This is a genomic window from Agathobaculum sp. (genome assembly GCF_022775115.1).
Classification (GTDB): domain Bacteria; phylum Bacillota; class Clostridia; order Oscillospirales; family Butyricicoccaceae; genus Agathobaculum.
In genome coordinates this window covers 32,987-53,890 of the sequence record NZ_JALFLA010000052.1, presented here as the reverse complement: position 1 = coordinate 53,890, position 20,904 = coordinate 32,987, and the positions used below count along the sequence as shown (strand labels likewise).

The following is a 20,904-nucleotide window of genomic DNA, read 5'->3' as shown; positions in this document are numbered from 1 at the left end:
GGTGTGACATCGGGTAATAGGGCGATGTGATGTATATAGTATAGCACCTACCGCAATAGAATGGTATGGTTTTTCGGCTATGGGTGTGGAATGCCTACGCACAGGGCGGCAAATAGCATAAAACAGATGAGGAATATGACAAAATTGCTGGTTCTTTTTTATGAAAGAAGAGAGTCGACTTTTGCGCACAACCATGATATAATAGCAGTAAAATGGCTATTATATATTCTTCACCAATGCCGTCGCCGATGGCGCGCAGCTTCGGTCGAAAAGCGCGCCGGCCGCCGTGGGAGGGCGGCTGCGAAACGGAAGCAATGCTGCAAAGGAGCTGCTGCGATGACCATTTTGACCTGCGAATGCGGGAATGAGATCTATATCATGGATGAGACTGCGGCGAGTGCGTGGCAATGCGACGCCTGCGGCCAGTGGTATGACTTTTTCGGCGTCAAGGTAGCGCCCCTCGGACAGCGCACACCTGAAGTCTCGCCTCATTTGATTGATTGGAGCGCCGGGGAAGAACTGTGAGATGGGAGAAGCTATGAACCGTCAAAAAATCGCCTTGCTGACCGATTCCTGCGCCGATATACCGCGCGTGTTGCTGCGCAAGTATGATATCCATGTCGTCCCGCTCAAGCTGATCTTTTCCGACGGTGAGTACGCGGACGGGGTCGATATCACACCGGCCGAGGTCTACCGCCGCCTGCCGGACGAGATGCCTAAAACCACGCTGCCGGGCGGTGATGCGGTCGAAGATGCCTTCGCACGGATCAAGCGGGCGGGCTATACCAAGGTGCTGGCGCTTCACCTGTCCGGCGGCCTGAGCGGCACTTATAATATGGTGCGCCTGATCGGCGAGCAGACAGCCGGGCTGGAGGTCGCCGCGTTCGACACGCAGAGCGGCTCGCTCGGCATCGGCCTGACCGTGCTACAGGCCGCGCGCTGGATCGAGGCGGGCTGGAGCTGGAGCGCGCTGCTACGCGCGCTGCCGCCGTTGCTGCGGGATACGCAGGTGTTTTTCTGCGTCGATACGCTGGAATACCTGCAAAAGGGTGGGCGCATCGGCAAGATCACCGCGGTGGCGGGCACGCTGATGCAGATCAAGCCCATCCTCTCCTTTACACCGGATGGGCAATTGGTAAACGCCGCCAAGGTGCGCGGGCGCAAGGCCGCGCTGGCCAAGATGGTCGATATAGCGGCCGCGCGCGTGCCGAGAGGGGCACGGTTCAATCTGGCGCTTGCGCACGGCGATGCGCCTGCCGAGCTGCGCGCGCTGCGTGCGCTTGCGCAGCAAAAGCTGCCCGATTTTGCTTACTGCATGGAGGGCGAGATCGACTGCACACTGGCCGCGTATGTAGGACCGCGGCTGCTCGGTGTGGGTGTGCAGCTGCTCGACCGCGCGCTCGAGGCCGCGGGGCAGACACAGTAAAAGCAAAGCAGACGGCGCGTTTGGGATAGGCGCGGCCGAACCGCAATAAAATGGTGTAGCAGCAAACGTGGGATAGAGGAGGAGCGGACAACCATGACTTATCAACAAACGACCTATCGGCCTAGATACCGCCGCCGTCACCGTCGCCGGCGCAACAGCCATTACGGCGTGCTGGCCGTGCTGATTTTGCTCATCGTGATCGCCGTGCCGGTGACCGTGCGCATCGTGAAGGGCATCTCGGGCGTGATCCTTGGAAGCGACCGCGGCCAGGTCGTCTATCAGATGGAAAACAGCAAAGCATTCGCCAGCAGCGGCGTGGTGGATCTTGGTGGCGCGGCTCCCTTTCGGGATGAGACGGACGTAGCACTTGTGCCGCTGTCGCGGCTGTGCGACCAGTTCGGCATGACGATCGAGTGGGATCAGGTGAGCAGGACGGCCACCGTCAAGTATAAGAAGGACACCGCCCGCGTGCAGGCGGATAGCCAGACCCTACGCTTTAACGACCAGACGCTGACGATGAATGCCAAAGTGCGTGTTGTGAACGGGGAGACCTATGTGCCCGCGCGGGACTTCTGTGAGGCGTTTTCGTGGCAAGTCGATGAGCTGAGCGCCGAGCAGGGCGGCCTGCTGATTATCACCAAGTCCAAAAAAGCGCTGAGCGAAAAGAATCTGCAAGCGGCCGCGTCGGACGCAATCGCCACGCTCGGCCCCTCGCGGCAGCAATTGCTTGACGGCAGCGTGGTGATGCGCGTGCAGTCGGACAAGGTGCTGGCAAACGGCGCCTCTGCGCAGATGAGCGGGGAGGGCAAGCGCACGGGCGAGGCCGTGGTAGAGGTTGATGGTATGCCGTATATCCCGCTGCGCGCGGGTATCACGGCGCTCGGCGGTACAGCCGCGTTTGACGGGCAAAAGGAGTGGAACGTTTCCTATAACGGCGTGGCAGCCACCGTTTCGGCGGATGGCAAGGCCAAGATCGACGGCAAGCGCGTCAAGGGCGATGGGATAGCGGCCTACCAGGATGAGGAGACCGGCGTGTTCCGCGTGTCCGCGCCGCTGTTCGCTGCGCTGATCGGCCGTACCTATACCAAGCTGGACGACGGCAGCGGCATGCTCGCATTCACCAAAATGTCTCTGGATGGATTCGACAGCCAAAAGGCCTACCTCAGCGGCATGCAGGAGCAGCTTACAGCCGCGCTTAGCGGCAATATCCCGGAGGCTGATGCCTATATTGCGCTGACCTTTGACGACGGCCCGACCGGCGCGATGGGGGCGTATGCTAAGGGGCTGACGGCTTCGCTGCTCGACGGGCTGAAGGAGCGCGGCGCGCACGCCACCTTCTTCATGTGCGGCTACCGTATCAAGGATTTTAACAGCCACATGGCGCGCTATCTGGCCGAGGGGCACGAGCTGGGCAACCACACGATGGATCACCCGGCCGTCAAGCTGACCGGACTGGATGCGGACGGCGTTTACGACCAAGTCAGCTCGACGAGCGACCTGATCGCTTCCTTCACCAGCCATAAGCCGACGGTCATGCGCCCGGTGGGCGGCGGCGTCAACGGCACGGTCAAGGAGCAGATGAGGGGGCTGGGTCTGCCGATCGTCAACTGGAGCCTGGATACCGAGGATTGGCGCGTGCGCGACGCGGAAAGTGTCAAGAACGCGATCGTCAGCAAGGTGAAAGACGGCGATATCGTGCTGATGCACGATATCTATCCGACCACTGTGCAGGGTGTGCTGGCCGCGATAGACGAGCTGCAAAGCCGTACGGATAAAACCTATGCCTTTGTCACGGTATCCGAGCTTGCGGCGATCAAGGGGATATCGCTTGAGGCTGGTGTTGTGTATAACGACCTGTCCGACGCGACTGCCCAAAGCATTGCAGACGGCACCTATTCGCCCACGGAGTTCAGCTGACGGCCTATCAAAATCATAGAAAACTGCTCGAAAACAATATTTTCGAGCAGTTTTTCGTATGGTGCGGTATGTTTACGCGTCCTCCTGCATAGGATGGCACAAAAGGAGGACAGACCGGATGAGAAAGATCGTATGTCTTGCGCTTTGTCTTGCGCTGCTGGCGCAGCCGGCGCTGGCGTTGCCCGAGATGGGTACGCTGTACGCCAAATCGGCTGCGCTGTACGCCGCGAACGGACAGGAGCTTTATTCCTATAACGCCGATGAGCCGCTGCAGCCTGCCTCGGTGACCAAAATCATGACCATGCTGCTGACCATGGAGGCGCTCGACCGCGGCGAGGTCTCGCTCGACACGATGATAACGGGCAGCGAGTATGCCTGCTCGATGGGCGGCACGCAGATCTGGCTTGAACCAGGCGAGCAGCTCACGCTCGACGAGATGCTCAAGGCGATCGCGGTCGGCTCGGCAAACGACTGCGCCGTGGCCGTGGCCGAGCATCTGGCCGGCACGGAGGCCGCTTTTGTCGAGCGGATGAACACCCGCGCGGCCGAGCTGGGCTGCACCGGCACGCAGTTCATCAACGCCAACGGGCTGGATGGCATGGGGCAGAAAACCATGACCACGGCGCACGATCTGGCGTTGATCTCGTGCGAGCTGCTGCGCCACCCGAAGATACTCGACTATACGCGCATTTGGATGGACAGCATCCGGGGCGGCAAATTCTCGTTGGCCAACACCAATAAGATGCTAAAAAGCTATCAGGGCTTGACCGGACTGAAAACCGGCTATATCTCTGAGGCGGGCTTTTGCATCTCGGCCACGGCCGAGCGGGACGGACTGAGCCTTGTCGCCATCGTCATGGCCGCACCGACCAAGGAAAACCGCATGGCCGACGCGACCGCGCTGCTCAATTACGGCTTTGCAAACTTTACGGCCTACACGCTGCCGGATGACCTGCTGCCGCCGGTACCGGTCACGCTGGGACGCGCGGCGTTTGTGCAGCCGCAGATGGAGGACAGCGGCTCGCTCATCATCGAAAAGTCCAAGGCCGCCGCATTGGAGCCGCAGATCGACCTGCCGGAGTCGGTCCGCGCGCCCATTGAGCAGGGGCAGCCGCTGGGTGAGCTGACCGTGCTGAGCGACGGACAGGTCGTGCTGCGCGTGCCACTGGTCGCGGCCGAGGCGGTCGAGTGCAAGGGGCTGGGCGAGCTGTTTTCCGGTTTGTGGGGCGCGCTGTTCTGCGGCGCGCAGGAAAACCAGACAAATTGACGGGAAATTGATAAAACATGCTTGTGGTTTTGGGTAAACTATGGTACACTAAAAACAACCTCAAAGGTTGGGAGGAAATAATCAATGGTAAAACTTATCATCGGCGGCACAGGCTCTGGCAAGACCAAGGAATTGATCGACCAGGTCAACACCGCGGTAAAGGAAGAAAAGGGCAGTGTTGTCTGCATCTCGCGCGGCAATAAGCTGACGTTCGACATTTCGCACGACGCACGCCTGATCGACGCGACCGACTATCCGGTCAAGGGCTATGACAGCCTGCTTGGCTTCCTGTGCGGCATCCATGCCGGCAATTATGACATCACCCGCGTATTTATCGACGGCTTGTATAAGATCGCGGACAGCGGCAGAGATGCGGCCAAGGCCGAGGCGTTTCTGACCGCGCTGGACGCTTTTTCCAAGGAGCACAGCGTCAATTTCACCGTCTCGCTCAGCGAGGATATCTCTGCGGTCACCGAGGGTATGAAGCAGTTCTTGTAAAATACATAATGCCGCCTGCAAACAGACGTAATCAGCTATGGATTACGTCTGTTCTTTTACATCGCCGCCCGCGCCGCTTTGGGAAGTAAAAATGATAGACGATTTTGACAAAAAGGGTTTCTTTTTTTCGTTTCATCATGTATAATAGGTAAAGATGCTTAAAATGGGGGAAAGCTTATTTTTTTATCGGAGCTGTGCCTCGGCATCGGAAAAGATTTTGGGGGAATGCAGTTGAAAAAACGCAAAAGCGACTGGTCGGTGCTGCGCTATCTGGTGTACTTCACGCAAGTGGGCTTCACGGTCATCACACCGCCGCTGCTGTGCTGCTTTGGCGCGGTCTGGCTGCGGAGCAGGTTTGGCTGGGGCAACGGCGTTGTGATCGGCGGCATCGTGCTCGGTGTCGCGGTCGCGGCGGTCAGCCTGCGTGATTTTCTGCGCTTGATCGAGCGCAAGGCCAGAGAGTGTGAAAGGGAGGACAAGCTGCCATGACGGGCATGGATATCGTCCGCGAGGAAACAAGGCGCATGCTGCGCGGGATGGCGCCGCTGACGCTGGCTGCCTTTGGCGTTTTCGTGCTGGCCGGCAGCGAGCCGGGCAGGACGGCGCTCAGCCTGCTGCTCGGCGCGTGCTACTCGCTGCTGCTGTTCCGCATGATCGGACGGAGCGCCGCCAAGGCGGTGCTGTTCCCGCCCGAGCAGGGGACGAGGATCGTTCGCCGCGGGTACTTCTTTCGCTATGTGCTGACCGGCGCGGTGGTCGTTCTGGCGATCAAGCTGCCGTTCATCGACCCGTTGGCCGCGGTTTTGCCGCTGTTTTTTCCCAAGATTCTTCTCGTTTGTTCCAGCATATTTTCGAGGAAAGGAGGGTAAAGCATGGGGGGTGTCGAGATCAATGGCCCCAAAATATTATGGCAGATACCGGACAGCATACCGCTGATCGGCGGCCAGCCGATCACGGAGACCATGCGCAACGCATGGATCGTCATGCTGTTCATCCTGTGCCTGTGCATCTTTTTGACGCACCGGATGCAGAAGATCCCGCAGGGGAAGCAGGCGCTCGCGGAAAAGGCCGTGCAGATGGTCGACAATCTGGTCGACAGCGCAATGGGGCCGAACAACCGGGCCTTTTCGCCTTATATCGCAACGCTGTTGTTGTCCTCGTTTTGCGGTTCGCTCGCGTCGCTGTTCTTCATGCGTCCCGTCACGGGCGATCTGAATACGACGCTCGGGTGGGCGCTGATTACCTTTGCGCTGATCACGGTAAACAAGATCAAGTTCAATGGTATCGGCGGCTATCTGAAGGGCTTTTTGCAGCCCGTATTCGTCATGGCGCCGCTCAATGTGCTCAGTGAGGTCGCAACGCCTGTCGCAATGGCGTTTCGTCATTTCGGCAACATCGCGGGCGGTCTGGTCATCACCACACTGCTGATGGCCGCGATGAGCGCACTGAGCCGTCTGGTGCTCGGCTTTTTGCCGGTGCCGCTGCTGCAGATCGGTCTGCCGGGTGTCTTGTCGGTGTACTTTGACTGCTTTACATCAGCGATGCAGGCATTCATCTTCAGTATGCTGACCATGGCCTATGTGGGTGACGCGCGCAGCGCAGGCTGACGTAAAATCAAAATTTGTTTAACAGATTCAGGAGGAAAAAGTTATGGATCCCAAGGCATTTGTTGCAGGTATGTCCGCTCTGGGCGCCGGATTGGCGATGATCGCCGGTATCGGCCCCGGTATCGGCGAAGGCTACACCGCCGGTCAGGCCTGTGCGGCGATCGGCCGCCAGCCCGAGGCGCAGGGTGATATCACCCGTACCATGATCCTCGGTATCGCGATGGCTGAGTCGACCGGTATTTACGCGCTGGTCGTCGCGCTGATCCTGCTGTTTGCCAACCCGTTTGTCGACATGTCCGCGGGCAAGTTCTGATAAGCGGCGTAGAATGCTTCCATTCAGGAAGGAGGTAAACCTGTGGGAAATTTTATGCCGTTTGTAGGCTTCACACCGTGGGAGATCGTCGTTACGATCTGCAATACGCTGATCACATTCTTGATCGTCAAAAAGTTCCTCTTCGGGCCGGTTCGTAAGATGATGGCCGCGCGCGAGGAGGAGGTGCAGACCATGTACACCTCGGCCGAAAAGGCGCAGAGCGAGGCTGAAAAGCTGCGCAGCGACTATACCGAGCGTTTGGCCAAGGCCAAGGAGGAGGCCGCCGAGATCGTCGGCTCGGCCACCCGCCGCGCGACCGTGCGCAGCGAGGAGATCCTCAAGGAGTCCTCACAGCAGGCCGCGGCGATGCTGAAGAAGGCCGAGACAACGATCGAGCAGGAGCGCAAGAAGGCGATGAACGAGCTGAAGGACGAGGTGGCAAACCTGTCGATTATGATTGCCGGCAAGGTCGTCGAGCGCGACGTCAAGCAGCAGGATCACGAGCGCTTCATCCAAGAGTTCATCGACAAGGTGGGGTGAGCGCAAGTGGCTGATATTGTAAGCGAGCGCTACGCGCTTTCCCTGTATGAGATCGCGCAGGACGAGCACAAGGAGAAGGACTATCTCGACGAGCTGACGCAGGTCTGCGCCGTGTTCGCCGGGCAGCCTGATTTTCTCAAGGTGCTGCTCACCCCGTCCATCCCGCTGGAGGATAAGCAGAACGTGCTGCGGCGGGTGTTTGACGGCCGGATCGAGCCGTTCCTGCTCAATTTCCTGATGCTGATCACGGAAAAGGGCCGCGTCGGCCTGATCCGCGATATGCGTCAGGCGTACAAAGAGCATTATTACTTTGAAAATGGCATTGTCGAGGTGCACGCCGTCACGGCCAAGCCGATACGCGCGGCACTGATGAACAAGCTGAAGGACAAAATGAGCGCCGTTACCGGCAAGCAGGTGGTGCTGGAAACGTCGGTGGACGAGAGTCTGCTCGGCGGCATCGTTGTCAAGGTGAACAACGAGCAGTTCGACACCAGCCTGCGCACTCGCCTCAGCGAGATCGCCGCGCGGCTGACCAATACTATCGCGTAAGGAAGTAGGTGACTTTATGGAATTACGCCCCGAAGAAATTAGCAATATCATCAAAGAGCAGATCACGCACTACCAGAGCCGGATCAAGCTGACCGACGTCGGCACGGTCGTCACCGTAGGCGACGGCATCGCGCATATCCATGGTCTGGAAAACTGCATGGCTGGTGAGCTGCTCGAATTTCCGGGCGGCGTATACGGCATGGCGCAGAACCTGGAGGAGGATCTCGTCGGCGCCGTTATTCTGGGTTCGGACCAGAACATCCGTGAAGGCGACACGGTAAAGCGCACCAAGCGCATCGTCGAAGTCCCGGTGGGTGAGGCCATGCTCGGCCGCGTCGTTGACGCGCTCGGCAAGCCGATCGACGGCAAGGGCCCGATTGACACGACTGAAGCCCGCCCGATCGAAAGCCCGGCGCCCGGCATCATCGAGCGCGCGCATGTTAACACCCCGCTGCAGACCGGCATCAAGGCGATCGACTCGATGATCCCGATCGGCCGCGGCCAGCGTGAGCTGATCATCGGCGACCGCCAGACCGGCAAGACCCAGATCGCACTCGACGCAATCATCAACCAGAAGGGTACGGGCGTTATCTGCATCTATGTTGCGATCGGGCAGAAGCGCTCGACCGTTGCGCAGGTGGCCGAGACGTTGGCCGCGGGCGGCGCGCTGGACTATACCTGCATCGTGGCCGCGACCGCGTCCGAGTCCGCGCCGCTGCAGTATATCGCGCCCTATGCCGGCTGCTCGATCGGCGAGTATTTCATGCATCAGGGCAAGGACGTGCTCATCATTTACGATGACCTGTCCAAGCACGCGGTCGCGTACCGCGCCCTTTCGCTGCTGCTGCACCGTCCGCCCGGACGTGAGGCCTATCCCGGCGACGTGTTCTATCTGCATTCCCGTCTGCTTGAGCGCGCGGCTAACCTCGCGGGCGACGGCTCGCTGACCGCGCTGCCGATCATCGAGACGCAGGCGGGCGACGTTTCAGCCTATATCCCGACCAACGTCATCTCGATCACCGACGGACAGATCTTCCTTGAGACCGAGCTGTTCAACTCGGGCATCCGCCCGGCGGTCAACCCGGGCATCTCGGTATCCCGTGTCGGCGGCGACGCGCAGATCAAGGCGATGAAAAAGGTCGCCGGTACGCTCAAGCTGGCGTATTCACAGTACCGCGAGCTGCAGGCCTTCTCGCAGTTCGGCTCGGACCTGGACGCGGACACCAAGAAGCGCCTCGATCAGGGCGCGCGCATCGTCGAGGTGCTCAAGCAGCCGCAGAACAGCCCGGTGCCGGTCGAAAAGCAGGTCATCATCATCTTCGCCGTGGTTTCGGGTCAGCTGCTCGATATCCCGGCCGAGCTGGTAGGCGACTTCGAGAAGGAGCTGTTTGCGTTTATCGACAACAATTACGGCGATATCCCGGAGACCATCCGCGCCACTAAGCAGCTGGACGATGATATCAGGGACAAGCTGAGCCACGCCGTGGAGGAATTCAAAGCAAAGTTCCTTGCCGAGCATTGATGCGAAGGGAGGACTGAGCTATGGCTTCCGGCAACATGAAAGACATCAAGCGCCGCATCAAATCGGTGCAGTCCACCATGCAGATCACCAAGGCGATGGAGCTGGTGGCGTCATCCAAGATGCGGCGCGCCAAGGAGCGTGCGCTGGCCGCGCGGCCTTACTTCAACACGATGTATCAGACGGTCAGACGCCTTTCGGCTGAGACACGGGACGGTGACTCGGTGTTTACCCGCCGCCGCCCGGTCAAGAACAGCCTGTTCATCGTGATCGCGGGCGACCGCGGTCTGGCAGGCGGCTATAATGCCAACCTGTTCAAGCTTGCCGCCGCAGAGATCGGGGACAAGAGCGCCAAGATCGTCACGGTGGGCAAAAAGGCGCAGGAGCATTACGCCAAGCGCGGTTGGCAGGTCGTGAGCGACTATCCCGGCATTGCCGAAACCATGCGCATCAGCGATACGCACACGATCATTGACGAGGTGATCGCGCTTTACCGCGCCGGCGATGTAGACGAGGTATTCCTCTGCTACACCGAGTTTGTCTCCCCGCTGCAGCAGGAGGCCAAGTGCATCCAGCTGCTGCCCGCCAGCTTCGACAAGGAGCCGCAGGCCGAGGGAGCGCAGGGCACAAAGGTGCTGACGGAGTACGATCCATCGCCCGAGGCAGTGTTCGACGCGATCATTCCCGAATATCTGTACGGTGTGCTGTACGGCGCAGTGGTGGAGAGCTATTGCTCCGAGCAGTCCGCGCGCCGCATGGCGATGGAGGCCGCGTCCGACAATGCCGGCGAGATGATCGAAAACCTCAATCTGTCCTACAACCGCGCCCGTCAGGCGGCCATCACGCAGGAGATCACTGAGATCGTTGCAGGCTCCGGCGGGGTCGGCGCATAGGATCATTTGAAATTAGGAGTTTTGCCAATGAGTGAGCAGAATATTGGCACCGTTGTCCAGATCATCGGACCGGTGCTGGATATCAAATTTGCCGCTGACGCACTGCCCAAGCTGCTCAACGCCATCACCATTGCGGTCGAGGGCCGTGTGGTCACGGTCGAGGTTGCGCAGCACATCGGTCAGGATACCGTGCGCTGCATCGCCATGGAATCGACCGACGGTTTGGTGCGCGGCATAAAGGCGGTCGATACAGGCGGCCCGATCACCGTGCCGGTCGGCAGCGACACCCTCGGCCGTATCTTCAACCTGCTCGGTGAGCCGGTGGACAACAAGCCCGCCGTCAAGACTGAGGAGCGCTGGCCGATCCACCGTCCTGCGCCCTCGTATGAGGAGCAGGAGTCGACGACCGAGATCCTCGAGACCGGTATCAAGGTCGTTGACCTGATCGCGCCCTACGCCAAGGGCGGCAAGATCGGTCTGTTCGGCGGCGCGGGTGTCGGCAAGACCGTTATCATCATGGAGCTGATCAACAACATTGCCAAGCAGCACGGCGGTATTTCGGTATTCACCGGCGTGGGCGAGCGCACCCGCGAGGGCAACGACCTGTATAACGAAATGCAGGAGTCGGGCGTTATCAACAAGACCGCGCTGGTTTACGGCCAGATGAACGAGCCGCCCGGAGCCCGTATGCGCGTGGCGCTGTCCGGCCTCACTATGGCCGAGTACTTCCGCGATGTCGAGGGGCAGGACGTGCTGCTGTTTATCGACAATATTTTCCGCTTCACGCAGGCCGGCTCGGAGGTATCCGCGCTTTTGGGCCGTATGCCCTCGGCGGTAGGCTACCAGCCGACGCTGGCGACCGAGATGGGCGCGCTGCAGGAGCGTATCACCTCGACCAAAAAAGGCTCGATCACATCCGTGCAGGCTGTTTACGTGCCTGCGGACGACCTGACCGACCCCGCCCCAGCCACGACCTTCTCCCATCTGGACGCCAAGGTCGTTCTGTCGCGTGATATCGCGTCGATGGGCATTTACCCGGCGGTCGACCCGCTAGATTCGTCCTCGCGTATCCTGACGGCGGACGTCGTCGGCATCGAGCATTACGAGGTCGCGCGCGCCGTGCAGTCCATCCTTCAGCGCTATAAGGAGTTGCAGGATATCATTGCCATTCTGGGCATGGACGAGCTTTCCGACGAGGATAAGCTGACCGTTGCCCGCGCCCGCAAGATTCAGAACTTCCTCTCGCAGCCGTTCTCGGTTGCCGAGCAGTTCACGGGCTTTGAGGGCAAGTATGTGCCCGTGGCGGAGACCATTCGTGGCTTCCGCGAGATTCTGGACGGCAAGCATGACGATCTGCCCGAGTCGGCGTTCCTGTTTGCCGGCTCTATCGACGAAGTCGTGGAGAAGGCGAAGAAGGGGGCATAATATGGCTACCTTCCATTTGAAAGTGCTGACGGCGGAGCGCTGCTTCTACGACGGCGAGGTCGAGCGCATTGTAGTGCGCACGGCGACGGGCGACGTCGGCATCCTGCCGGGGCATGTGCCGTATACCGCGGCGCTGGGCGTTGGCGGCCTGACCGTCATCAAGGACGGCCAGAAGCGCGTGGCGGCGATTGCCGGCGGCTTTGTCGATGTGTCGAAGAAGGAGACGGTCGTGCTCGCCCGCACCTGTGAGTGGGCGGACGAGATCGACGTGGAGCGCGCCAAGGCAGCGGCGGAACGCGCCAGGGCGAACATCCACCATAAGCAGAGCGACCGCGAGCAGGATATCGCACAGGTCAAGCTGAAAAAGGCGATCAACCGCGTGCGCATTGCAGAGTACAAGTGAAACGCAAAAGCCCTCTGTTCTTATGAACAGAGGGCTTTGTTTTGGCCAAAACCGCCGTTTTGCCGCGCTTATATGTCACTTTTGCTGTTTCATGGAAAGCGAGATACGGTGGCTTTTGGTATCAACTGACAGCACGGATACTTCGACGATATCGCCCACAGTAACTACCTCGGACGGATGCCGGATGAAGCGGTCGCAGAGCTGTGAGATGTGCACCAACCCATCCTGATGCACGCCGATATCAACAAACGCGCCGAAGTCGGCCACGTTGCGCACCGTGCCCTTGAGCTTCATGCCGGGTTTTAGGTCGTTTAGGTCAAGCACATCGGAGCGCAGCAGCGGGGGCGGCAGCTCATCGCGCGGGTCGCGGCCGGGCTTTTGCAGCTCGGCGGCGATGTCCAGCAGCGTCGGTACGCCAACACCGCAACGCTGCGCCGCGTTTTCCGCACCAAGCTGCCGAATGCGGGCGGGCAGCTCGTGCAGCTTGCCTGCCGCCGCGTCCGCCGCCGTGTAGCCGCACAGCATCAGCAGCGTTTGGGCGGCGGCGTAGGATTCGGGATGGACGGCGGTGTTGTCCAGCAGGTTTTGGCTGCCGGGCACGCGCAGAAAGCCGGCGCACTGTTCATAGGCCTTGGGGCCAAGCCCCTTAACCTGCAAAAGCTGCTTGCGGTCAGCGAAGCGGCCGTGCTGCTCGCGGTAGGCCGCGATGTTTTTGGAGACGGTGGCCGAAATACCCGCCACACGGCAGAGCAGTGCGGCCGAGGCCGTGTTCAGGTCAACACCGACCGCGCTGACGCAGTCCTCGACCACGCCGTCCAGTGCCTCACCCAGCCGCGCCTGCGGCATATCGTGCTGGTATTGCCCGACGCCGATCGCCTTGGGGTCGATTTTGACCAGCTCGGCAAGTGGGTCCTGTAGCCGCCGCGCAATGGATACCGCCGAGCGCAGGTTTACGTCAAAGTCGGGGAACTCCTCGGCAGCCAGCTTGGAGGCCGAATAGACCGACGCGCCCGCCTCGGACACGACCATGTATTCGATGCCGCCGCCGTATTCGCGGATAAACTCCGCAATGAGCATTTCGCTTTCCTTGCTCGCTGTGCCGTTGCCGATGGCAATGCAGGTGACGCCGTGACTGCGGCAGAGCCGGGTGAGTACACGCTTGGCCTCATCGATCCTGTGGAACGGCTGCGCCGGGTAGATGACAGCGGTTTCGAGCAGCTTGCCCGTGCCGTCCACCACGGCCAGCTTGCAGCCGTTGCGGTAGCCTGGGTCAAAGCCGAGCGTCACGCGGTTTCTGACCGGCGGCTGCAGCAGCAGCGGGCGTAAGTTGAGCGCAAAGGTGCGGATGGCCTGTTCATTGGCCGCGTCGGTCAGCGCGCTACGCAGCTCGCGCGCAAGCGAGGGAAACAGCAGGCGGCTCCAAGAATCTGCGCAGGTCTCGCGCAGCGCGGGGCAAAAGGGGTTTTTGGGGTGCAGCACGGCGCGGTTGAGCATGACGAGTGCCTGCGCGTCGTCGACCGTCAGCGTCACCTTGAGCTTGCCCTCCTTTTCGCCCCGGTTGATGGCAAGGATGCGGTGGCTTTGCAGCTTGCCGATCGGCTCGGAAAAGGCGTGGTACATCCGGTATACGGTGTCGTTTTCGTCCGTGCCGGTGGTTTTGAGCACGCCTGTACGGTGCATCAGTCCACGCAGCTGCGCACGGAGGTTTGCGTCATCAGCAATGTCCTCGGCGATGATGTCAGATGCCCCGGCAAGCGCATCGGCTGCGGTCTCCACGCCGGTTTCCGGGCAGATGAAGGGCGCGGCCAGCTCGTCCATCGTGGGCGAGGGCGTGCGCGCCTCCAGCAGCGCCTGCGCCAGCGGCGCAAGCCCCTTGTCGCGCGCGACCGAGGCGCGGGTGCGCCGCTTGGGGCGGTAGGGACGGTACAGGTCATCGAGCGCGGCCAGCGTCTGCGCCGCATCGAGCGCGGTAGCGAGCGCATCAGTCAGCTTACCCTGCGCCTCGATCGCGGCGCGGATATCGGCGCGCTTCTCATCAAGGCTGCGCAGGTAGGCCAGTCGGTCAGCCAGCGCACGGATGGTCTGGTCGTCCATCGCGCCGTGCTGCTCCTTACGGTAGCGGGCGATGAAGGGCACGGTGTTGCCCTCGTCCAGCAGCTTGACCACGGCGGCGACGCAGCTTTCCTGCTGCCCCAGCTCGCGGGATAAGGTTTGGATGATGGTTTGCATAGCGGTTCTCCTTTTCGTAGCTGCTTCTATTGTACCAAAAAGAAAAGGCACGGTAAACCATGCCTTTGGGAATTCAGGTAAACAGGTTTTGCACCAAAACCATGTATAGCACCGTGCCCGCGCCGATCGACAGCAGGTTGTTGCGCTTCCACAGGTGCAGCAGCGCGGTGACAGCGATGCACAACAGCTCGGGCAGGCCGTGCGAGCCGGTGAGCCACTGCACGTTTTTCAGGCAGTAAACGACCAGCAGCGCGATGACCGCGGGGGGCAGCGCCTCGCCCAGATAGCGGATGAGAGGCGGAATAGGCTTCTTGCCGTTAAACAGCAGAAACGGCGCAAGCCGTGTGGCAAAGGTGCAAACAGCGGCAACGGCGACCATGGCGAGCGCCCTTTGGGTGGTCATTTTATGTGGCCTCCTCTCGATACAGCCTGCCCCGCGCGGCGACCAGCATGACACAGATTGCCAGCATGGCGGGCAGGATGAAGTTGTCGGCCCCGAGCAGCGCGAGTGACACAGCTGCCGCGCCAAGTCCCATCAGCGCGGGGATGTGGCATTTGGATTGCAGCCACTGCTCGACAAAGATGACTGTGAACAGCGCGGTCATCGCAAAGTCGATGCCGGTCGAATCAAACGGCAGCACGCCGCCGATAACACCGCCGGCCACCGAGCCAAGTATCCAATAGCTGTGGTCGAGCACGGCGATCAGAAACCGCATGGCGCTCGGGTCTACGCCTGCTGGTGTTTGGAGCGAGCATAGCAGCGAGTAGGTCTCGTCGGTGAGGGCGAAGATCATGTACCATTTCTTGCCGCCCATTTGGTGGAAGGGTTCCAAAAAGGAAAGCCCATAAAAGATATGGCGGCAGTTGAGCAGGAGTGTCATCACTGCCACGGTCACGAGCGAGGCGCCGCCTGCCAGCAGCGACACCAGCAGATACTGCCCCGAGCCTGCGTAGATGGTCAGGCTGCACAGCAGCGCCCACGGCGGCGCAAAGCCCGCGTCCCGCAGCATGACGCCAAACGCGAAGCCGATGAACAGATAGCCGCACAATACCGGTATGGTTGCGGTGAACGCCGGGCGAAGGGCTTGTTTCATAGCGATATCACCTCTGAAAGCGTGAAATGGGGCAATAGAAAAGCGCCCTGCAAGCAGAGCGCCTTAGCATGCGTTCAACGTATCGCGCAAAATCAAATCGCGCGGGTTACCTTGCCGGAGCGGAGGCACCGAGTACATACGTTGACATGGCGGGGAGTACCATCGACCAGAGCCTTTACACGACGAACATTCGGCTTCCACGTTCTGTTGGAACGACGATGCGAGTGAGAGACCTGAATACCAAAGGTCACGCCCTTGCCGCAAATATCGCACTTTGCCATTTTCCTGCACCTCCTTCTCTGATGCATTGCGTAACGTATATTATAATAGCATACTGCCCGTCCGATTGCAAGCGGTTTTTTACAAAAAGTACAGCCGGAGGCGGCGGGCGGAAAAGTGTGCGCGGGGGAGGGCGCGTTACAGCTGGGAGAATACCTCGCCGATCGCGCCGTGGATGACCAGATCGGCGCGCCGGTCGGCGGGCGTTTCGGTCTTGTTGACCAGCACAAGCCTACGGCCGCGGTAGTAGTCGATCAGCCCGGCGGCGGGATAGACGGCAAGCGAGGTACCGCCGATGATGAGGATATCGGCGGCCGCGATGTAGGAAACGCTTTTGTTGATCGTGCCGCTGTCTAAACTTTCCTCATACAGCACGACATCGGGCTTTATCATGCCGCCGCAGGCGCATTTGGGCACGCCTGTGCCGGCGGCAATATCGCGCACGTCATAGGGCTTGCGGCAGCGCATACAGTGGTTGCGCAGCACTGAGCCGTGCAGCTCGAGCACCTCCCGCGAGCCGGCTTTTTGGTGCAGGCCGTCGATGTTCTGGGTGATGACCGCGCGGCATTTGCCCGCGCGCTCCCATGCGGCGAGCTTTAAGTGCGCGGCATTGGGCTGCGCGTCCAGCGCGAGCATCTTGGCGCGGTAGAAGCGGTAAAACTCCTCCGGCTCGGCCATGAAAAAGCTGTGGCTCAGGATGGTTTCGGGCGGGTATTTGTACTGCTGGTTATACAGGCCGTCCACCGAGCGGAAATCGGGAATGCCCGACTCGGTCGACACGCCCGCACCGCCGAAAAACACGATGTTGTCGCTCCCGTCGATCCATTCCTTCAGCTTTGCGATCTGCGCGTCCATCAAAGCACCTCCTGTTTGGCTGCTGTCAAACCCTGTGCGGCGGGTAAAAGGGGTAGTTTTAATATAAGTATAGCGGCTGCGGCGCGTCAATTCAAGACAAGATATACAAAAATGTCCGCCATGGTGTAAAATAACTGTGAATGCGCGCCCATATGTGGTATAATCCTTACAGATGAAATCAGAAAACGGAGGATAAGACCCCTTATGATCACCATTTCCGAGCTGAGCCTGAATTTCAGCGGCGAGCCGCTGTTTAAGGACGTCAATCTCAAGTTCACCGAGGGCAACTGCTACGGCGTCATCGGCGCCAACGGCGCGGGCAAATCGACCTTTCTGCGCATTCTGTCGGGCGATCTGGATGCATCTACCGGCACGGTGGCCATCAAGCCGAACACCCGGATGAGCGTGCTCAAGCAGGACCATTTCGCTTTTAACGACGAAACCGTGCTGAACACGGTGCTTGGCGGCAATCCGCGCCTGCTTGAGGTGATGCACGAAAAGGACGCGCTTTATGCCAAGGACCCCTTCACCGAGGAGGACGGTAACCGCGCGGCCGAGCTGGAGGCCGAGTTTGCCGAGATGGGCGGCTGGGATGCCGAGACCGAGACGGCGCGGCTGCTGGGCGGCCTTGGGCTGGACGCGGACGCCGTGCTGTATACCGAGATGAAGAATCTGGGCGACGTGGAAAAGGTCAAGGTGCTGCTCGCCCGCGCGCTGTTCGGCAAGCCGGATATTCTGCTGCTTGACGAGCCGACCAACCATCTGGATATACAGGCCGTGCGCTGGCTGGAGGACTTTTTGGCCGATTTTGAGGGCACGGTGCTGGTCGTCTCGCACGACCGCCACTTCCTCAACAATGTGTGCACCCATATCGTTGATATTGATTACGGCAAGATCAAGCTGTATGTCGGCAACTATGAGTTCTGGTATGAATCCTCGCAGCTCATCCAGCGCATGATCAAGGATCAGAACCGGAAAAACGAGGAAAAGATCAAGGAGCTGCAAAACTTCATCCAGCGCTTCGCGGCCAACAAGTCCAAGTCGCGTCAGGCGACCAGCCGCCGCAAGCTGATTGACAAGCTGACTGTCGAGGAGCTGCCTGCATCCAGCCGGCGCTATCCGTGGGTCGCGTTTGATGCCGACCGGGAAGCAGGCAAGGATATCCTTGAGGTGCGCGGCATCTCCAAGACGATCGACGGCGAAAAGGTGCTGGACAATGTCTCCTTCATCGTTCGCCGGGGGGATAAGATCGCCTTCATTTCGGACAATGAGCTGGCCATGACCACGCTGTTCCAGATCCTGATCGGTGAGATAAAGCCCGACGAAGGCTCGTTCAAATGGGGCGTTACCACATCGCAAAGCTATTTTCCCAAGGACAATAATGAGTATTTTGAAGGACACACCGAAAATATGCTCGACTGGATCGCGCCCTATTCGCGCACGGATACGCTGGAAAGCACGCTGCGCGGCTTTCTGGGGCGGATGCTGTTTTCGGGCGATGATGTGTACAAGCCGGTGCGCGTGTTGTCCGGCGGCGAAAAGGTGCGCCTGATGCTGGCGCGCATGATGCTGTTCGGCTCGAACGTGCTGGTCATCGACCAGCCGACCAACCACCTCGATCTGGAGTCTATCACGGCGGTCAACAACGGTGTGCGCGATTTCAAAGGCACGGTACTGTTCGCCTCGCACGACCATGAGTTTGTGCAGACCATCGCCACCCGCATCATCGAGCTGCGCCCGACCGGCACGCTCGACAAGGAGTGCACCTACGACGAGTTCCTCGAGTTCCGCGAGACCTATCAGGGATGATGAAGCGGGGCGTGCGCGGCCTGCTCGTGTGTATCGCGCTGGCCTTGGCAGCATATGCCTCGGCGCGCGGGCTGGGCTGGGGCTGTCCCGTGTGGCGAGTGACCGGCGTGCCGTGCCCCGGCTGCGGCATGAGCCGCGCGACGGCCGCTCTGCTGCGGCTGGACTTTGCAGCGGCGCTTCGCTATCATCCGATGGTGTTCGTGCTGCCGCCGGTGGTGCTGTATGTGCTGTTCGGCAAAAAGCCGCTGCTCGGCACAAAGGCGCGCGAGCGGGCGCTGCTCTGGGGTGTGCTCGCGCTCTGGGCGGGGATATGGATCGTGCGCCTTGCGGTGCGTGATCCGCTGCTTTTTGCGGCGTAAAAGCAAAAGCGCACGGCAGACGCGGTGCGCTTTTGCCGTTTTTTGCGCGGCATATACTTGCTGGCACATAAATAGTATGATATAATAGGCGTGAAACAGCGATTATATCACCAGCAGCATAAAGGATGAACGATTTGGCTTCACACGCGCTTGCCGCTGTGATATAATGAACGCAGCAAGGCTGTTATACAATTGTCGAACATAGTTTTTCGGCAAGAAATGTCCACCAGGAAGCGAGGATGCAGTGCATCCCGCTTTGTTTTACAATGATACCATCAGCGGCGCGCCGGCAGGCGCTTTGGCTGCAAAAAAGCCGGCCGCTGTGGCATAATACAACCAGACGCATGGGAAGGGAGCAAAACGGAGCATGACCGCCACCTGTCCGCACTGTCAGGCCGAGACCGACCATAAGGTGCTCGATCATATCAATATCGACCGAAATCCCGCGCTGCGAAACAGGGTGCGCGATCTTTCCTGCTTTCGCGTCAAGTGCCCCAATTGCGGGGAGACCATGCTGCTGGTGCATCCCTGCCTGTATCACGATATGGACAACCAGTTCATGGTTTGGCTCTGGCCGGAGCAGGAGGCCGCCCCGGCAGCCGCGTTCGAGCCGCTGGCGGGCTACAGGCTGCGCCTTGTACGCGATTTGAACGGCTTTCGGGAAAAAATCGCCGTGCTCGAGGCCGGACTGGACGACCGCGCGGTCGAGCTGATGAAGCTGTTGCTGCTGATGCAGCTTGGCCACGATTTGGATGTGGTCGAGATGCTGTTCCACGAGCTGGACGCGCGCACGGGTGAGCTGCGCTTTGCCGCCGTCCTGTCCGACGGGGCGGAGCAATACGCCGCCATGCCGGGCGAACTGTATCAGCGGCTGCGCGGCGATGTGGAAACCTACCTGTACACGCCGGGCGGCGATTTTCAGTGCATTGACATGGAGTGGGCGCGGCAGACGTTTGAGCTGCTGCGCGAAATGGGCGCGTAGAAGCGAAAAAACGGCCTCCGCTGTGGAGACCGTTTTACGCGACGGCGTTCAGCCGAAGAAAATATGAATGACTGTACCGCCGGCCACCGCGATCACAAAGGTCGCGGCGATGATGGGCAGCGCGCGGTGCCGCCCCTCCTTGTCCTCCAGCAGCACAAGGTAGCCGAAGCCCGCCCCGGTGGACAGACCGGCGATCAGCGCGCCAAAGCTGAGCGTGCCCGCGGCATACAACTCGGAGAGTAGCACGCTCATCGCGCAGCTCGGCACAAGGCCGAGCACGGCGCACAGCAGCGGCTGGAACACGCTGTCCGCCAAAAGGAGTGCGGATACGCGATCCTCGCCCGCCCATTCGATGACAAGGCTGAGCGCGAGCAGCACGGCAAATAGGAAAAAGGCCGTTTTGGCCGTGCGCCATAACACAGATGCAACGGGAGAGCCGCCGCAGCAGCCGCAGTCGTTCACCGTCGGCTTGGACGGCGCTTTGTCCGCAGGCCGGTGTGCCCGAAAGACGGTCAGCCGGAGCAGATAGCCGCCTGCAACGGCGAGTGCGAACTTAACGGCCAGCAGCGGCGCGACCGCCGCGCCCGCGCCACCGGCCAGCAGCACAGGTACGGCCTCGTCCGACGTGGCGAGAAAGACCGATACCAGCGTTGCCGGGGCAAGGCAGCCATGCGAAAAGAGCGCGGCGGCCGCCGCCGAAAAGCCGCACTGCGGGATGGTGCCCGCCGCCGCGCCCGCAATTGGGCCAAACCGCGCCGCGCGCGTAAGCAGCGCGGGTGTGCTGGTCAGGCGGTTCTCGATATAATAGAGAAGCGCGTAGACCAGCAGCAGCAGCGGAACTGTTTTGGCAACATCCACAAACGATTCAGACAGGATATCAAACAAGCCTTTCACCTCATACTACCACAGGGATGCAAGCAATAACTATTTATCCAGTATA

General features: G+C 60.3%; 24 protein-coding genes. 18 read left to right on the top strand and 6 right to left on the bottom strand.

Going from position 1 to position 20,904, the window contains the following annotated elements; translation table 11 throughout:
• Nucleotides 1-336: 336 nt before the first annotated feature.
• The 15 genes from MR935_RS06535 (at nucleotide 337) to atpC (ending at nucleotide 12,357) form a co-directional block, all read left to right on the top strand.
• Nucleotides 337-525, top strand: coding sequence for a hypothetical protein (locus MR935_RS06535; RefSeq protein ID WP_290572100.1), 189 nt, complete (start codon nucleotides 337-339; stop codon nucleotides 523-525).
• 13 nt (nucleotides 526-538) lie between these two features.
• Nucleotides 539-1,426 carry a DegV family protein gene (locus tag MR935_RS06530; protein WP_290572098.1) on the top strand — a complete coding sequence of 296 codons (888 nt, stop codon included), beginning with the start codon at nucleotides 539-541 and terminating at the stop codon, nucleotides 1,424-1,426.
• Between the two features lie 93 nt (nucleotides 1,427-1,519).
• On the top strand, nucleotides 1,520-3,343 hold the full coding sequence (locus tag MR935_RS06525; protein ID WP_290572096.1) for a polysaccharide deacetylase family protein: 1,824 nt from the start codon (nucleotides 1,520-1,522) through the stop codon (nucleotides 3,341-3,343).
• Between the two features lie 118 nt (nucleotides 3,344-3,461).
• Nucleotides 3,462-4,610 (top strand): D-alanyl-D-alanine carboxypeptidase family protein, encoded by a 1,149-nt coding sequence (locus tag MR935_RS06520; RefSeq protein ID WP_290572095.1) that lies wholly within the window; start codon nucleotides 3,462-3,464, stop codon nucleotides 4,608-4,610.
• An 84-nt stretch (nucleotides 4,611-4,694) separates the two neighbouring features.
• Complete coding sequence (locus MR935_RS06515; RefSeq protein WP_290572093.1) at nucleotides 4,695-5,108, top strand: hypothetical protein; 414 nt, start codon at nucleotides 4,695-4,697, stop codon at nucleotides 5,106-5,108.
• A 231-nt stretch (nucleotides 5,109-5,339) separates the two neighbouring features.
• Entirely contained in the window at nucleotides 5,340-5,597 is a 258-nt protein-coding gene (locus tag MR935_RS06510; protein ID WP_290572091.1) for an AtpZ/AtpI family protein, read from the top strand.
• On the top strand, nucleotides 5,594-5,977 hold the full coding sequence (locus tag MR935_RS06505; RefSeq protein WP_290572089.1) for an ATP synthase subunit I: 384 nt from the start codon (nucleotides 5,594-5,596) through the stop codon (nucleotides 5,975-5,977). The genes MR935_RS06510 and MR935_RS06505 overlap by 4 nt, the downstream gene beginning before the upstream one ends.
• A 3-nt stretch (nucleotides 5,978-5,980) precedes the next feature.
• Entirely contained in the window at nucleotides 5,981-6,715 is a 735-nt protein-coding gene (locus tag MR935_RS06500; protein WP_290572088.1) for a F0F1 ATP synthase subunit A, read from the top strand.
• 43 nt (nucleotides 6,716-6,758) lie between these two features.
• Complete coding sequence (gene atpE / locus MR935_RS06495) at nucleotides 6,759-7,028, top strand: ATP synthase F0 subunit C (RefSeq protein ID WP_031473158.1); 270 nt, start codon at nucleotides 6,759-6,761, stop codon at nucleotides 7,026-7,028.
• A gap of 42 nt (nucleotides 7,029-7,070) precedes the next feature.
• A complete protein-coding gene (gene atpF, locus MR935_RS06490) occupies nucleotides 7,071-7,568 on the top strand; it encodes a F0F1 ATP synthase subunit B (protein WP_290572087.1) in 498 nt (165 codons plus the stop codon).
• Nucleotides 7,569-7,574: 6 nt separating this feature from the next.
• Nucleotides 7,575-8,117 carry an ATP synthase F1 subunit delta gene (gene atpH / locus MR935_RS06485; protein WP_290572086.1) on the top strand — a complete coding sequence of 181 codons (543 nt, stop codon included), beginning with the start codon at nucleotides 7,575-7,577 and terminating at the stop codon, nucleotides 8,115-8,117.
• A gap of 16 nt (nucleotides 8,118-8,133) precedes the next feature.
• Nucleotides 8,134-9,639, top strand: coding sequence for a F0F1 ATP synthase subunit alpha (atpA, locus tag MR935_RS06480; protein WP_290572085.1), 1,506 nt, complete (start codon nucleotides 8,134-8,136; stop codon nucleotides 9,637-9,639).
• Nucleotides 9,640-9,659: 20 nt separating this feature from the next.
• A complete protein-coding gene (gene atpG / locus MR935_RS06475) occupies nucleotides 9,660-10,529 on the top strand; it encodes an ATP synthase F1 subunit gamma (RefSeq protein WP_290572084.1) in 870 nt (289 codons plus the stop codon).
• Nucleotides 10,530-10,556: 27 nt separating this feature from the next.
• Nucleotides 10,557-11,954 (top strand): F0F1 ATP synthase subunit beta, encoded by a 1,398-nt coding sequence (gene atpD, locus MR935_RS06470; RefSeq protein WP_290572083.1) that lies wholly within the window; start codon nucleotides 10,557-10,559, stop codon nucleotides 11,952-11,954.
• Between the two features lies 1 nt (nucleotide 11,955).
• Nucleotides 11,956-12,357, top strand: a complete 402-nt coding sequence (atpC, locus tag MR935_RS06465; protein WP_290572082.1) for an ATP synthase F1 subunit epsilon — start codon at nucleotides 11,956-11,958, stop codon at nucleotides 12,355-12,357.
• Between the two features lie 75 nt (nucleotides 12,358-12,432).
• Here atpC and MR935_RS06460 read toward each other — a convergent pair whose 3' ends face one another.
• From MR935_RS06460 to MR935_RS06440, 5 genes are all read right to left on the bottom strand, one after another.
• Nucleotides 12,433-14,586: a Tex family protein gene (locus MR935_RS06460; protein ID WP_290572081.1), complete on the bottom strand. Its 2,154-nt coding sequence runs from the start codon at nucleotides 14,584-14,586 to the stop codon at nucleotides 12,433-12,435.
• A 73-nt stretch (nucleotides 14,587-14,659) separates the two neighbouring features.
• Nucleotides 14,660-14,989: a branched-chain amino acid transporter permease gene (locus MR935_RS06455; RefSeq protein ID WP_290572080.1), complete on the bottom strand. Its 330-nt coding sequence runs from the start codon at nucleotides 14,987-14,989 to the stop codon at nucleotides 14,660-14,662.
• 1 nt (nucleotide 14,990) lies between these two features.
• A complete protein-coding gene (locus MR935_RS06450) occupies nucleotides 14,991-15,680 on the bottom strand; it encodes an AzlC family ABC transporter permease (protein ID WP_290572079.1) in 690 nt (229 codons plus the stop codon).
• 92 nt (nucleotides 15,681-15,772) lie between these two features.
• Nucleotides 15,773-15,961 carry a 50S ribosomal protein L28 gene (rpmB, locus tag MR935_RS06445; protein ID WP_290572078.1) on the bottom strand — a complete coding sequence of 63 codons (189 nt, stop codon included), beginning with the start codon at nucleotides 15,959-15,961 and terminating at the stop codon, nucleotides 15,773-15,775.
• Between the two features lie 136 nt (nucleotides 15,962-16,097).
• A complete protein-coding gene (locus tag MR935_RS06440; RefSeq protein WP_290572077.1) occupies nucleotides 16,098-16,814 on the bottom strand; it encodes an NAD-dependent protein deacylase in 717 nt (238 codons plus the stop codon).
• A gap of 204 nt (nucleotides 16,815-17,018) precedes the next feature.
• Between MR935_RS06440 and MR935_RS06435 the strand changes: the two genes are divergently transcribed.
• From MR935_RS06435 to MR935_RS06425, 3 genes are all read left to right on the top strand, one after another.
• Nucleotides 17,019-18,623, top strand: coding sequence for an ABC-F family ATP-binding cassette domain-containing protein (locus MR935_RS06435; protein WP_290572075.1), 1,605 nt, complete (start codon nucleotides 17,019-17,021; stop codon nucleotides 18,621-18,623).
• Nucleotides 18,620-18,982 (top strand): DUF2752 domain-containing protein, encoded by a 363-nt coding sequence (locus MR935_RS06430; protein ID WP_290572073.1) that lies wholly within the window; start codon nucleotides 18,620-18,622, stop codon nucleotides 18,980-18,982. Before MR935_RS06435 ends, MR935_RS06430 begins: the two co-directional genes overlap by 4 nt.
• A 367-nt stretch (nucleotides 18,983-19,349) precedes the next feature.
• A complete protein-coding gene (locus MR935_RS06425) occupies nucleotides 19,350-19,964 on the top strand; it encodes a CpXC domain-containing protein (RefSeq protein ID WP_290572071.1) in 615 nt (204 codons plus the stop codon).
• 48 nt (nucleotides 19,965-20,012) lie between these two features.
• Here MR935_RS06425 and MR935_RS06420 read toward each other — a convergent pair whose 3' ends face one another.
• Nucleotides 20,013-20,849 carry a putative manganese transporter gene (locus MR935_RS06420; RefSeq protein WP_290572069.1) on the bottom strand — a complete coding sequence of 279 codons (837 nt, stop codon included), beginning with the start codon at nucleotides 20,847-20,849 and terminating at the stop codon, nucleotides 20,013-20,015.
• Between the last annotated feature and the right edge of the window lie 55 nt (nucleotides 20,850-20,904).